At 70.7% G+C, this 14167-nt stretch carries 8 protein-coding genes; 5 read left to right on the forward strand and 3 right to left on the reverse strand.

Features of this window, described 5'->3' with window-relative positions; translation table 11 throughout:
* Positions 1-139 precede the first annotated feature (139 nt).
* Both KAF39_RS11685 and KAF39_RS11690 read left to right on the forward strand, forming a co-directional pair.
* A complete protein-coding gene (locus tag KAF39_RS11685) occupies positions 140-2059 on the forward strand; it encodes a glycosyl transferase (RefSeq protein WP_210677402.1) in 1920 nt (639 codons plus the stop codon).
* Positions 2056-2991: a tetratricopeptide repeat protein gene (locus tag KAF39_RS11690; RefSeq protein WP_210677403.1), complete on the forward strand. Its 936-nt coding sequence runs from the start codon at positions 2056-2058 to the stop codon at positions 2989-2991. Before KAF39_RS11685 ends, KAF39_RS11690 begins: the two co-directional genes overlap by 4 nt.
* Positions 2992-3016: 25 nt before the next feature.
* On the opposite strand, the gene glgB is transcribed toward KAF39_RS11690, so the two are convergent.
* From glgB to glgX, 3 genes are all read right to left on the reverse strand, one after another.
* Positions 3017-5218 carry a 1,4-alpha-glucan branching protein GlgB gene (gene glgB, locus KAF39_RS11695; RefSeq protein ID WP_210677404.1) on the reverse strand — a complete coding sequence of 734 codons (2202 nt, stop codon included), beginning with the start codon at positions 5216-5218 and terminating at the stop codon, positions 3017-3019.
* On the reverse strand, positions 5215-7227 hold the full coding sequence (locus tag KAF39_RS11700; protein WP_210678045.1) for an alpha-1,4-glucan--maltose-1-phosphate maltosyltransferase: 2013 nt from the start codon (positions 7225-7227) through the stop codon (positions 5215-5217). Before KAF39_RS11700 ends, glgB begins: the two co-directional genes overlap by 4 nt.
* 122 nt (positions 7228-7349) lie before the next feature.
* On the reverse strand, positions 7350-9422 hold the full coding sequence (gene glgX, locus KAF39_RS11705; RefSeq protein ID WP_210677405.1) for a glycogen debranching protein GlgX: 2073 nt from the start codon (positions 9420-9422) through the stop codon (positions 7350-7352).
* Between the two features lie 101 nt (positions 9423-9523).
* Between glgX and KAF39_RS11710 the strand changes: the two genes are divergently transcribed.
* The 3 genes from KAF39_RS11710 to ligA are packed head-to-tail and all read left to right on the forward strand — an operon-like array spanning position 9524 to position 14164.
* On the forward strand, positions 9524-10699 hold the full coding sequence (locus tag KAF39_RS11710) for a cysteine desulfurase family protein (protein ID WP_210677406.1): 1176 nt from the start codon (positions 9524-9526) through the stop codon (positions 10697-10699).
* Positions 10700-10708: 9 nt separating this feature from the next.
* The gene (mnmA, locus tag KAF39_RS11715; protein WP_210677407.1) at positions 10709-11806 is read left to right on the forward strand and encodes a tRNA 2-thiouridine(34) synthase MnmA; all 1098 of its coding nucleotides are present in this window, start codon (positions 10709-10711) and stop codon (positions 11804-11806) included.
* Between the two features lie 42 nt (positions 11807-11848).
* Positions 11849-14164, forward strand: a complete 2316-nt coding sequence (gene ligA / locus KAF39_RS11720; protein WP_210677408.1) for an NAD-dependent DNA ligase LigA — start codon at positions 11849-11851, stop codon at positions 14162-14164.
* Positions 14165-14167: the final 3 nt, after the last annotated feature.

Below are 14167 nucleotides of genomic sequence, written 5' to 3' on the forward strand. Positions count from 1 at the left end.
GAGGGCCGTCTCGCCGCCGACGTGCCGGGTCACGGCCCGGGGGAGCCCCCTCGTGGGCAACACACAGGTGACTTCGCTAGTCTGAAATGTCGAGTATGGCGTCGCGGGCGGGAAGCCGCGATGCGTGAGGAGACTATTCGTGCGTTTCGTATGGGCCGTGGTGGCCTTCGTGCTGGCTGCCGTGCTGATCGGTGCGGGCATCGCCCAGCGCACCATCTTCGTCGGCCCCTCGTCGCAGCAGACCAGGGTGGACATCGAGGAGCCGGCACCGTTCGTCCTGATGGACGGCGACGTGCTGCGTCTCAACCCCGGCGCTCAGAAGCTGCTGATCCGCGGCGACGGCGAGATCTTCGCCAGCTACGGGCGCACCGCCGACATGGAGGCCTGGCTCTCCGACTCCGACTACAACCACGTCTCCGTCAGCGATGAGGACGAGCTCGTCGTGGATCACGTCGCCGCGCCGGATGCGGAGGGGGACACCGCGACTCCCGCTCCCGAGGAGGGCGCGGAGGAGCCGGCGGGCCGCAACCCCGTCGGGTCCGACCTGTGGCTCGACTCCTTCAGCGAGGAGAACTTCCTCACCACCGACAACATGCAGCTGCCGGAGGGCACGAGCGTACTGATCGCCTACGACGGCACGAAGGATGCTCCGGACGACATCGTCGTCTCCTGGCCGCTGGACACGAGCACGCCTCTCGCCGGCCCGCTGATGGTCGCGGGCGGAATCGTGCTGCTCGTGGGCCTGGTGCTCTACGTCCTGGCGATCCGCCACCAGCGTCGCGGCCGTGGGCCGCGGCGGAAGGGCCCCGGTCCGCTGCCGACCACCCAGCCCATCGACGTCGCGGCTCTCCCGCCCGCCGAGCGCGAGGCATTGGAGGCCCCCGGTGACGCGGCGCCTCAGGAGGCGCCGGGAAAGGACGACGTGGAGGACGCAGAGATCGTCGACGAGAAGAAGTCGGACGGGAAGACGTCGATGCGCGGAGTGCGACGCCCGCCGCGCCGACGTCTGCTCGCCCTGCCCGCCCTCGGCCTCACGGCCGTCCTCGCCGCCGGCTGCTCGGCGGAGTCGTGGCCGCAGTTCGGTGACGCCTCCAGCTCGCCCTCGCCGAGCCCGACCGTGATCGCCCCGGAGAACCAGAAGCCGCCGGCGGTGACCGAGTCGCAGGCCGATCGCATCCTCCGCGAGGTGTCCGACACCCTCGTGCAGGCCGACGAGGCCAAGGACATCGATCTCGCCGCCACCCGTCTCGACGGTGCCCCGCTGGCGACGCGGACCACGGAGTACACGCTGCGTGAGAAGATCCCCGATCGTCCGGCGTCGGCCGCGATCCCGACCGACGACGTGGAGGTCGTCCTGCCCGAGGCCACGGACCGCTGGCCGCGCACCGTCCTGATGCTCTCGAAGAGCACGGGGGACGACACGGTTCCGCCGGTCCTGCTGACGATGACCCAGGCCGACCCGTGGTCCAACTACAAGGTCACGAACATGGCCGAGATGTCGGCCGACGCCGTGTTCCCCGAGGTCGCCGCGAGCTGGCTGGGCACGTCCCTCGTGCCCGCCGACTCCGCCTTCCTCTCCGTTCCGCCGAACGAGGTGGCCGCCGCCTTCGCGGACGTCGTGGACAACGGCGAGAAGAGTGCGTCCTACGGCATGTTCGACGAGCTGGCGCTCAACCTCGCGACGTCGATCAGGGACAGCCGGCAGACCCTCGTGCAGGGGCTCGCCGACGCGGGCGCCGCCAAGACGTCCAAGGCCGCGTTCGACATGAAGCCGACGGACGCCGAGCCCGTCTCCCTGACGACGCTGGACAGCGGGGCGATCGTCGCCGTCTCCGTGCTCGATGTCGAGACCATCACGCCCACGTCCTCCGATGTCGTCATCCGTTTCGGCGACAACAAGGAGGCGAAGGCTCTCACGGGAGCCAACGAGTCCGCCAAGGGCGCGGAGACGACTTACGAGTTCCAGCTGTTCTTCGCCGTCCCGTCCCAGGGATCGAGCGAACCGATCCGGCTCCTGGCCTCGCGCCAGGACCTCGTCTCCGTGAAGGTGATCAAGTGAGCGAGATCTCTCCCGCCGCCCTGCGCGGTGCCGTCGACCTGTCGAGCCTGCGCAACCGTCCGTCCGGTGCCGCGGGTGCCGCGCCCGTCTCCGCCGGTGGCCCCGTCACCGATGTGGTGGTCGACGCCACCGACGAGAACTTCGGCCAGGTCCTCGAGCTCTCGCGCACGGTTCCGGTCGTCGTCGATCTGTGGGCCGAGTGGTGCGGGCCGTGCAAGCAGCTCAGCCCCATCATCGAGAAGGTGACGCGCGAGCTCGGTGGTCGCGTGCTCCTCGCCAAGGTGGATGTCGACGCCAACCCGCAGCTCGCGCAGAGCTTCCGGGCGCAGTCGATCCCGATGGTCGTCGCGCTGATCGCCGGGCAGCCGGTGCCGATGTTCACCGGGGCCGTCCCCGAGCAGCAGGTGCGCGACGTCTTCGCCCAGCTGCTGCAGGTGGCGGCGCAGAACGGCGTCACCGGCACGCTGCCGATGGGCGACGCCGAGTCCGGCGACGCCGCGGCACCTGCCGAACCGGAGCTGCCGCCGCTGCACGCCGAGGCGTACGCCGCGATCGAGCGCGGTGACTATCGTGCGGCGATCACCGCGTACGAGAAGGCACTAGCGGAGAACCCGCGGGACGAAGAGGCGATCGCCGGTCTCGGGCAGGTGCGCCTGCTCGACCGGGTGCAGGGCCTCGACCTGCAGCAGGCGCGAGCCGCCGCGGCCGACGCGCCCCTCGACGTCCAGGCCCAGTTCAACGTGGCCGACCTCGACCTCGCCGGGGGCCACGTGGACGACGCCTTCGGACGTCTGCTCGATCTGTTCTCCCAGCTGCCCTCCGATGAGCGCGCACCGGTGCGCGAGCGCCTCGTCGAGCTCTTCGGGCTCATCGGCGCAGGCGACCCGCGCGTCGTGGCTGCGCGGAACCGCCTCTCCTCGCTGCTGTTCTGAGAGACGCCGGGCCGACCGGCTGCCGTCAGCCGTTGTTCACGGTGGGCACGTGCGGTTCCGGCTGGTGACGCAGCCAGATCGTGGACAGTGCCGGCAGCGTGAGGGAAGCGGTCGGTGCCTCTGCGTCACCGGACTCCGCGACCACCATTCCGAGGTTCCCCGAGCCGCGTCCCCCGTACACGGCGGCGTCGGAGTTGAGGATCTCCTGCCACACGCCCGCCCGGGACATGCCGAGGCGGTAGCCGGTGCGCTCGACTCCGGCGAAGTTGCTGACCACCACGAGGCGGCCGCCGTGGGAGTCGCGTCGCTCGAAGGCGATGACCGACGGGTCCCAGCTCGGCGCCCCGAGGCGGGTGAACCCTGAGCCGTCACTGTCGCGCTCCCACAGCGGTGCCTGCACCCGGTACACGCCGTTCATCGCGGCGACGAAGTCCTGCAACTGGGCGTGCGACGGCTGGTCGCGGAGCCACCAGTCCAGCTCCCGTCCCTCCGACCACTCGGCGAGCTGCCCGAACTCCTGTCCCATGAACAGGAGCTTCTTGCCGGGATGTCCCCACATGTACCCGAGGAAGGCCCGGGCATTGGCGAGCTTGTGCCAATGGTCGCCCGGCATCTTCGACAGCAGGCTCCCCTTGCCGTGCACGACCTCGTCGTGGCTGATGGGAAGGACGTAGTTCTCCCCGAACGCGTACACGAACGAGAACGTCATCTCGCCCTCGTGATGGGCCCGGTACATCGGATCGCGCCCGATGTACTGCAACGAGTCGTTCATCCAGCCCATGTTCCACTTGAACCCGAAGCCGAGGCCGGCGTGATCGGTCGGCGCCGTGACCCCCGGGAAGCTGGTGGACTCCTCGGCGATCATCAGGATCCCGGGGTGCAGACGGTATGCGGTCGCATTGACCTCCTGGAGGAACCGGATCGCCTCGAGGTTCTCGCGTCCGCCGTGGATGTTCGGCTCCCACTCGCCCTCCCGGCGCGAGTAGTCGAGGTACAGCATCGACGCCACGGCGTCCACGCGCAGCCCGTCGACGTGGAACTCCTCGAACCAGTAGAGCGCGTTCGCGACGAGGAAGCCGCGGACCTCCGGCCGGCCGTAATCGAAGATCAGCGTGCCCCAGTCCTGGTGCTCGCCGCGACGAGGGTCGGGGTGCTCGTACAGCGGCTGACCGTCGAACCGCGCCAGGGCGAACTCGTCCTTCGGGAAGTGCCCCGGCACCCAGTCCAGGATCACGCCGATGCCGGCGCGGTGCAGCCGATCGATGAGGTACCGGAGGTCATCGGGGGAGCCGTAGCGGCTCGTCGGCGCGTAGTACCCGCTCACCTGATAGCCCCAGGAGCCGCCGAAGGGATGCTCGGCCAGCGGCATGAACTCGACGTGGGTGAAGCCGGTCTCCTGCACATGGGCGATGAGCGGGTCGGCCATCTCGCGGTAGCCCAATCCACCGCGCCAGGAGCCGACGTGCACCTCGTACACCGACAGGGGCTGAGCGACGGCATGGGTCGCGGCACGCCGGGTCATCCACGCGCCGTCCTGCCAGGTGTACGAGGACGCGGTCACGACCGATGCGGTCTCGGGCGGGACCTGGGCAGCCTGTGCCATCGGGTCGGCTTTGAGGATCCAGGCACCGCTCCGCGTGCGGATCTGGTACTTGTAGCGCGTGCCGACCGCCAGGTCGGGCACGAAAAGTTCCCAGATGCCGCTGGCGCCGAGGGAACGGAGGGCATGGGTCTCGCCGTTCCAGCCGTTGTGGTCGCCCGCGACGCGGACGGCCGTGGCGTCGGGCGCCCAGACCGCGAAAGAGACTCCCTGCTCGTCGCCGTGCGTGCGCGGGTGCGCCCCCAGCACCTCCCAGAGGCGTTCGTGGCGTCCTTCGGCGATCAGGTGGAGGTCGAGTTCGCCGAGCGTGGGCGCGTGTCTATAGGGGTCGCCGGCGACGGTCTCCTCCTCATCCCGGTAGCGGGTCGCGACCCGGTAGGGGAGCGAGGGCCCAGGATGCGTGCCTTCCCAGATGCCGTGTGCGGCGTGGACGAGGGGGAGGCGGCTGCCATCGCCGAAGACGGCCTCGACTGCTTCCGCGAGAGGACGTCGCACGCGGATCGTGGTGATGGTGCGACCCGCGGCGTCCTTCGTGGGATGAGCGCCGAGAACGGCATGCGGGTCGTGGTGCTGTCCGGCCGCGACGGCCTCCCAGTCCGCCGTCGCGGTGTCGTCGATGCGGCTCATGCGCGCTCCCTCACCTTCAGGATGTGGACCGGCTCGGCGAAGGCGTCGAGCCGCACGTAGTTGTGATCGCTCCAGGTCCAGACGCTCCCGGTGAGGAGGTCCTCCACCTCGAAGGACTCGCCGAGGGGCACACCCCATCGGGTGGTGTCGAGATGGACGGTCGTCTCCCGCACCGAGTGCGGATCGACGTTCGCCACCACGATGAGGGTGTCGGCATGCCCGGTACCGGTGAACGCCGCATCGAGATGCTTGCTGTAGACGAGGATCGCGTCGTCGTCGCTCCAATGGAGCTCGAGGTTGCGCAGCTGCCGCAGCGCGGGATGCTCAGCGCGGATGCCGTTCAGCCGCCGCAGCAGGGGAGCCAGGGACTCGCCCCGCTCCTCGGCTCCGGACCAGTCGCGGAACTTGTACTCGTACTTCTCGTTGTCGATGTTCTCCTCGGAGCCGGGACGCGCCACGTTCTCGACGAGTTCGTACCCGGCATACACGCCGTACACGGGGCCCGCCGTCGCGGCGATGCAGGCGCGGATCCGATAGGCCGCCCGGCCGCCGAACTGGAGGTACTCGGTGAGGATGTCGTGCGTGTTCACGAAGAGGTTCGGACGCATGTAGTCGGCGGTCTCGTGCGAGATCGAGGTGAGGAACTCCTCCAGCTCGGCCTTGGTGTTGCGCCAGGTGAAGTAGCTGTAGCTCTGCTGGAACCCAACCGCGGCGAGCGCGCGCATCACGGCGGGGCGGGTGAACGCCTCGGCCAGGAAGATGACGTCGGGATCCGTCTCGTTCACGGTGGCGATGAGCCATTCCCAGAAGCGGAGCGGCTTGGTGTGGGGGTTGTCGACGCGGAAGATGCGCACGCCCTCGCCCACCCAGTGACGGACGACCCGCAGCATCTCGGCGGCGATGCCGTCCCGATCGTTGTCGAAGTTCAGCGGGTAGATGTCCTGGTACTTCTTCGGCGGGTTCTCGGCGTAGGCGATGCTGCCGTCCGGGAGGGTGGTGAACCACTCCGGGTGCTCGCGCACCCACGGATGGTCGGGGGAGGCCTGCAGGGCGAGGTCGAGGGCGACCTCCAGTCCCTCCTTCCGCGCCGCGCGGATGAAGGCGTGGAAGTCCTGGGCTGTGCCGAGATCCGGGTGGATGGCGTCGTGGCCCCCCTCCGCCGACCCGATCGCGTAGGGGGACCCGGGGTCTCCGGGTTCGGCGACGAGGGTGTTGTTGCGGCCCTTGCGGTTGGTGGTGCCGATGGGGTGGATCGGGACGAGGTAGATGACGTCGAAACCCATGCCGGCGACGTCCGGCAGTCGCTTGGCGGCGGTGCGGAACGTCCCGCTGCGCACGGTGCCGTCCTTGAGCCGTCGCGCGCCCTCGGATCGGGGGAAGAACTCGTACCAGGCCCCGACACCGGCACGCGTGCGCTCGACCCGCAGCACCTGGGGCTCGGACGCGGAGCGGAGAGTCGTGACGGGGCGGTCCCGGAAGATCGCCGCGAGCTCGGGGTCGACCGCCAGCGCCGCCGTGGTGGCCGCGTCTCCGGCCCGGAGCGAGTCGGCCTGTGCGCGCAGGCGGGTGCGTTGCGCGGCGGGGCGGTCCTTCTCGGCGGCCGCCCTGCGCAACAGCTCCGCGCCGAGCGCCGCCATCACGGGGACGTCCACTCCCGCCGCGACCTTGAGGTGCGCCGCATGCGCCCAGGTCGCGAAGTCGTCGGAGAACGCCTCGAAGCGATAGCGCCAGAGCCCCTCCGCATCCAGAGCGATCGGCGCCTCCCAGCGGTCGGTCCCGTCGGCGCGGGGGGTGAGGCGATGCAGGCTCTCCTCGCCGGTCGGCGCGGTCAGCCGCACGTGCACGCCGATGAGGTCGTGTCCTTCCCGGAACGCCACGACGCTGAACGGCACGACCTCTCCGGCGAACGCCTTGGCGGGGAAGCCGCCGGGCACGGAGGGTCTGCCGTCGAGCAGCGGGATGCGGGTGGTCCGCAGATCCCCCGGAAGGTCCGCGTCGGCGACGCGCATCGGGATCTGGGCGGGGCTCCGCAGAGCCGAGGGCCGGGTTCCTGCTCGTGCAATCACATGCCGAATCTACCGCTCGGGGCGCGCGCGAACCTACCGGTCGACCGCGGCGGTGAACCGTGCTATCACTCCACCCGGAACAGGCGCATGGAGGTGCCGGGGATCGGCAGGACGTCGCCGGGCGAGAACGTCTCCTCGGTCTCCGCCGGGCGCTCGTCGGCGCTCGACCAGAGGGACACGAAACGGCTCGCCCCCTCGATCTCCTTCGGCAGCGTGACGTCGATGGGCGCCTCCGTGCCGTGCACGATCAGGAGGATGCGGTTGGCGGCCTCCTTGTCCGGTGTGGAGGCCGCGACGTACTGGATCGTCCGGTTGCCGGGGTCGGTCCACTGCGCGGGCTCCATGGTGGCGCCGTCCTGGTCGTACCAGTCCATGACAGAGGCGTTGGGGATGTGCTCGCCGAGCCGGGCATAGCGACCGGGGCGCAGCGCCGGGTTCTCCCGGCGGAGACGGGTGAGTCGTGCCACGTGGGCACGGAGGTCGTCCTGCCACGGTTCGACCTCCCAGGACAGCCAGGAGACCGGGGAGTCCTGCGCGTAGGCGTTGTTGTTGCCGCGCTGGGTCCGGCCGACCTCGTCGCCGGCGGTGAGCATCGGGATCCCGGCGGAGAGGAGGAGCGTGCCGAGCAGATTGCGCATCGCCTTGCGCCGCGCGGCGAGGATCGCCGGGTCGTCGGTGGGCCCCTCCACGCCGTGGTTGAAGGACCGGTTGAGGTCGGCGCCGTCGCGGTTGTGCTCGCCGTTCGCCTCGTTGTGCTTGACGTCGTACGAGACGAGGTCGTGGAGGGTGAAGCCGTCGTGCGCGGTGACGAAGTTGACGCTCGCCAGGGGCCCGCGCTGCTCGCTGAAGGTGTTCGACGAGCCGGCGAGCCGGGTGGCGAAGCCGCCGATCCCGACCGGCGCGGATGCCCGACGGGCGTAGTCGATGTCGCTCAGCCAGAAGTTGCGCACGCGGTCCCGGTAGCGATCGTTCCACTCGTGCCAGCCGGCCGGGAAGTTGCCCGTCTGCCAGCCGCCCAGACCGACGTCCCACGGCTCGGCGATGAGCTTGGTGTCGGCGAGCACGGGGTCGGCCGCGATGGCCTGCAGGAGCGGATGGTCCGGGGTGTACGCGTGCGACGCGTCCCGGGCGATGGCGGTCGCCAGATCGAACCGGAAGCCGTCGATCTGCATCTCCTCGGCCCAGTACCGCAGGGAATCGAGGACCAGGCGCGCCGCCGCATCCGTCGCCGTGTTCAGCGTGTTCCCGCATCCCGTGGTGTCGATGTAGGCGCCGGTCGCGTCCTGTCGGTAATAGCTCGCGTTGTCGATGCCGCGGAGACTGGAGCGCGGACCCCCGATGCCCTCCTCGGAGGTGTGGTTGTAGACCACGTCCAGGATCACCTCGAGACCGGCCTCGTGCAGCAGGCGCACCATCCCCTTGAACTCGGCGATGATCGCCTCGGGGCCGCGTTTGCGAGCGTCCTCCGTCGCGTAGGCGGTGTGCGGTGTGAAGTAGTTCAGGGTGTTGTAGCCCCAGTAGTTGGTCAGCCCGCGCTCGAGGAGGCGCGGTTCGGGGACGAAGGCGTGGATGGGGAGCAGCTCCACCGCCGTCACGCCGAGCTCGTGCAGATGCGCGATCATCGCGGGATGGGCGAGACCCGCATAGGTGCCGTGCAACGCCGGCGGGATATCGGGGTGACGCTTGGTGAGACCCTTCAGATGCCCCTCGTAGATCACGGTGCGGTCCGTCGGGATGCGCGGCTTGGTCGACGCGCCCCAGTCGAAGCCGTCTTCGATGACCACGCCGCGCCACTCCTGATAGCCGTGCCCCTGGGCGAGACCACGGGCGTACGGGTCGATGAGCAGGGTCTCCGGGTTGAAGGTGTTGCCGGGGCCGTGGGGCCCCTCGACACGCAGCGCGTAGCGCACGCCCGGCTGCAGCAGCGGCGTCGTGACCTCCCAGACACCGCCGGGACGGCGCTCCAGTGCGGCCTGATCGACCACCCAGTCGAGGTCCGTCGCGTCGAACACGACCAGCTCCACGGCGGAGGCGTTCTGCGACCACACCCGCAGCGTGCCGCCGTCGTCGTGCAGACGGACGCCGAGATTGTCCAGGACCGGACCACCGGGCACGACGGAGACGCGGGACGCAGGCATGAGTACACCCTAAACGTGCGGGCATTTCCATCGGATGACGAGCACCTCGCTCTCACCCGGGGGAGCGTGCCCCGTGCGCCGGATCGCGAGAGAATCGACGTATGCGGCACTATCTCGACCATGCGGCGACCACCCCGCTGCGCCCCGAGGCCAGAGACGCCTGGCTCGAGGCGTCGGGGATCGTCGGCAACGCCTCGTCCACGCACGGCGCGGGTCAGGACGCGCGGCGCCTGCTGGAGGAGTCCCGCGAACGCGTGGCCGCGGTCCTGGATGCCGACCCGATCGAGATCGTCCTCACGTCCGGCGGGACCGAGTCGATCAACCTCGCGCTGCAGGGGCTGTGGCAGTCGCGGCCGTCGGAGAGCGATGCGGTCGTGATCCCGGACGGCGAGCATCACGCGACGATGGACACGGTGGGGGCGCTCGAGTCTGATGGCGCGGTGCTCCGCCCCGTCCCGGTGTCGGCGACCGCCCGGATCGACGCAGACCGCTTCGCCGCCGCGCTGCCGGGCGCGGCCCTCGCGACGGCGCTCGTGGCGAACAACGAGACCGGCACCGTGAACGACGCGGCGGCGCTGGCCGAGGCCGCCGCCCACGCCGCCGTGCCCCTGCACCTGGACGCCGTCGCCGCACTCGGGCATGTCCCGCTGTCGTTCCGCGCTCTGCGGGGACCCGCCGCGGACGGTGCGGGATTGGTCGCCCTGAGCATCGCGGGCCACAAGGTCGGCGCCCCCGTGGGCGTCGGGGCTCTGGTGGTCGCACGGTCGGCGCGCCTCGCGCCGCTCCTCCGGGGCGGCGGTCAGCAGCGCGGACTCCGTGCCGGCACCCAGGACGTGCCGGGAGCGGCGGCACTGGCCGTCGCGCTGGAGCTCGCCGAACGGGAGCGCGCAGCGGAGGACGACCGCGTGGGGGCGCTCCGCGACCGTCTCGTCGACGGGGTCCGCGCGCGTGTGCCCGCGGTCGAGCTCCTCGGTGACCCCGTGCACCGCCTCCCCGGCACCGCCCACCTCCTCTTCCCCGGCGCGGTGGGGGAGAGCCTGCTGTTCCTCCTGGACATGGCCGGGGTCTCCGCGTCCACCGGCTCCGCGTGCCAGGCCGGAGTCGCCGAGCCCTCCCACGTCGTGATGGCGATGGGCCGCAGCGAAGCGGAAGCCCGCAGCGTCCTGCGGTTCTCCCTCGGACGCACCTCGACGGACGACGACGTCGATGCGGTGCTCGCGGCGATCGCCGAGGCGTATGAGCGGGCGTCCGGGTCCCGTGCAGGCGCGCACTCGTAGACTGGACCCATGCGGATCCTTGCGGCGATGAGCGGTGGCGTCGACTCCGCCGTGGCGGCCGCGCGGGCGGTCGAGGCGGGGCACGACGTCGTCGGCGTGCACCTCGCGCTGTCCCGCGCGGGAGGCACGCTGCGCACGGGGAGCCGCGGCTGCTGCACCATCGAGGACGCGCTCGATGCGCGCCGCGCCGCCGACCTGCTCGGCATCCCTTTCTACGTCTGGGACTTCTCGGAGCGGTTCCGTGACGACGTGATCGACGACTTCGTCGCCGAGTACCGCGCCGGTCGTACGCCGAACCCGTGCATGCGGTGCAATGAGAAGATCAAGTTCGCGGCACTGTTGGAGCGCGCTCGGGAGCTCGGCTTCGATGCCGTGTGCACCGGGCATTACGCCACTCTCGTCGACGGGCCGGACGGCCTCGAACTGCATCGCGCTTCCGACAACGCGAAGGACCAGTCCTATGTGCTCGGCGTGCTGACGGCCGCGCAGCTCGCGCACACCTACTTCCCGCTCGGCACGACCCCCTCGAAGGCGCTCGTGCGCGCGGAGGCGGAGCGGCGCGGCCTCAGCGTGGCGCAGAAGCCGGACAGCCATGACATCTGCTTCATCCCGGACGGTGACACGCGGGGCTGGTTGGCTGAGAAGGTCGGCACCGCCACCGGGGAGATCGTCGACCGCACGGGAGCCGTGGTCGGTGAGCACGAGGGTGCCCACGCGTTCACCGTCGGCCAGCGACGCGGCCTCAAGCTCGGCGCCCCCGCGCCCGACGGCAAGCCGCGGTTCGTCCTCGAGGTGCGACCGGTGTCGAACACCGTCGTCGTCGGTCCGAAGGAAGCGCTGGCGATCGCCGAGATCGCGGGGGAGCGGTTCAGCTGGGCGGGGGCAGCGCCGACGGCGCGTACGTTCGCCTGCGACGTGCAGATCCGTGCCCACGCCGAGCCGGTCCCGGCCACGGCCTCGGTGACCGCGGAGGGCGTCCGGGTGGTTCCGGACAGCCCGCTCGACGGAGTCGCCCCCGGCCAGACGGCGGTGCTCTACGTCGGCACGCGTGTGCTCGGTCAGTTCACGATCGACACCACGGTGTCGGCGGTGCCGGTCGGCGCCTGACGGCACCCGACGGATGTCGGCGACCGCTCCTAGACTGGCGGGGTGCCGGAGAACATCTCACTGGAAGACGCCCGCAGCGAGGCTGAGGAGCTGACCACCCGCATCCTCGAGGCGAAGGACGCCTACTACGGGCGTGACACGTCGCTCGTCGACGATGCGACCTACGACGGGTGGATGCGACGGCTGGAGGAGATCGAGCGCCTGCACCCCGAGCTGCAGGGTCAGGACTCACCGACCCAGATGGTCGGTGCCGCCGAGGCGACCGGGCTCGCGACGATCGAGCACGCGGAGCGCATGCTCAGCCTCGACAACGTCTTCTCGATCGACGAGCTGCGCGACTGGGCGAGCAAGACGCGGGCGGCCGCCGGCCGCGACGTCGACTGGCTCACCGAGCTGAAGATCGACGGACTCGCGATCAATCTCCGGTACGAGGACGGTGTCCTCACCTCGGCCGCGACGCGCGGCGACGGGCGGGTCGGCGAGATCGTGACCGAGAATGCGCTCCGCCTTCCGGAGATCCCGGCACGCCTCTCCGGCGAAGGGCACCCGCCCCTCGTCGAGGTGCGTGGCGAGGTCTTCATCCCGGTCGCCGCTTTCGAACGTCTGAACGCGGCGCAGGCGGCTTTCCGCGACCGCGCCTACGCCGATGCCCTGGCACGCTGGGAGGCCAGAGGCGGTGCCAAGAAGCCCTTCGACGAGGAGAAGGCGCGCACGGCCGCCGCGCGTCGATTCCCCGCGTTCGCCAACCCGCGCAACGCCGCCAGCGGCGGCCTTCGTCAGCAGATCGACAAGAAGGACGGGCTGGAGCTCGAGGCGGGGCTGCTGCGCATTGAGTCACTCGCCCTGTATGTGCACGGCATCGGCGCCTGGCCCGACCCGCCGGTCGCCGCACAGAGCCAGGTGTACGACCTGCTGGCCGGATGGGGCCTCCCGACCAGCCCGCACACCCGCGTCTGCCACACGATCGACGAGGTGGTCGCCTTCGTCGAGCACTACGGCGAACACCGCCATGATGTCGAGCACGAGCTCGACGGCATCGTCGTGAAGGTGGACGAGCTCGATCTCCACGACGAACTCGGTGCGACGAGCCGCGCACCCCGGTGGGCGATCGCCTACAAGTACCCACCGGAGGAGGTGCAGACGAAGCTGCTCGACATCGTCGTCTCCGTCGGCCGCACCGGCCGCGCCACGCCGTTCGCGGTGATGGCTCCCGCTCACGTCGCCGGTTCGGTGGTGCGCCAGGCCACCCTCCACAACAAGGACGTCGTCAAGGCGAAGGGCGTCCTCATCGGCGACACCGTCGTGCTCCGCAAGGCAGGCGACGTGATCCCCGAGGTGCTGGGCCCGGTGGTGGAGAAGCGCGACGGGTCGGAGCGGGAGTTCGTCATGCCTGCGGAGTGCCCGGAGTGCGGCACGCCCCTCCGTCCGATGAAGGAGGGCGACATCGATCTGCGCTGCCCCAACGCGCGGTCCTGCCCCGCGCAGGTACGCGGGCGGGTAGAGCACATCGGCTCCCGGGGAGCGCTGGACGTCGAGGCCCTCGGGGAGGTCACAGCGGCCGCCCTCACGCAGCCCACCAGCCCGCCAGAGCCGCCCCTCGTCACCGAAGCAGGGCTGTTCGCGCTGACCCTCGAGCAGCTCGTCCCGATCGAGGTCGTCGTCCGCGACGCGGAGACCGGGCTTCCGAGGGAAGACGAGGACGGCCTCGTGAAGACCCGTGCGCCGTTCCGCCGTAACCCGACCGCGGCCGAGAAGAAGTCGGGACTCGAGGGTCCGCAGCCGTCGTCGCAGGCACTCACGCTCCTCGCGGAGCTGGAGAAGGCGAAGACGAAAGACCTCTGGCGTCTGCTCGTCGCACTCAACATCCGCCACGTCGGCCCCGTCGCGGCCCGCGCGCTCGCACAGTGGTTCGGATCGCTCGAGGCGATCCGCGCGGCGTCCCGCGAGGAGCTCGCCGCGGTCGAGGGCGTCGGCGGCATCATCGCCGACTCGCTGCGCGCCTGGTTCGAGGTGGACTGGCACCAGGACATCGTGACGCAGTGGGCGGAGGCCGGCGTGCGCTGGGCGACCCCCGGCCATCCGGGACCGGGAGGAGCTGTGGCCGCCGGTGGCGTGCTCGATGGGCTCACGGTCGTCGCGACCGGATCCCTCGACGGCTACACCCGCGAGGGCGCCCAGGAGGCGATCATCCAGGCCGGAGGCAAAGCGGCATCGAGCGTCTCCAAGAAGACGGACTTCGTGGCGGCGGGGCCGGGGGCCGGATCCAAGCTCGCGAAGGCGGAAGAGCTGGGCATCCGCATCCTCGATGCCGCTCAGTTCCACGTGCTGGTGACGGAAGGCCCCGAGGCGCTCGACTGATCC

The organism is Microbacterium sp. BLY (genome assembly GCF_017939615.1).
In the GTDB taxonomy this organism is placed as follows: domain Bacteria; phylum Actinomycetota; class Actinomycetes; order Actinomycetales; family Microbacteriaceae; genus Microbacterium.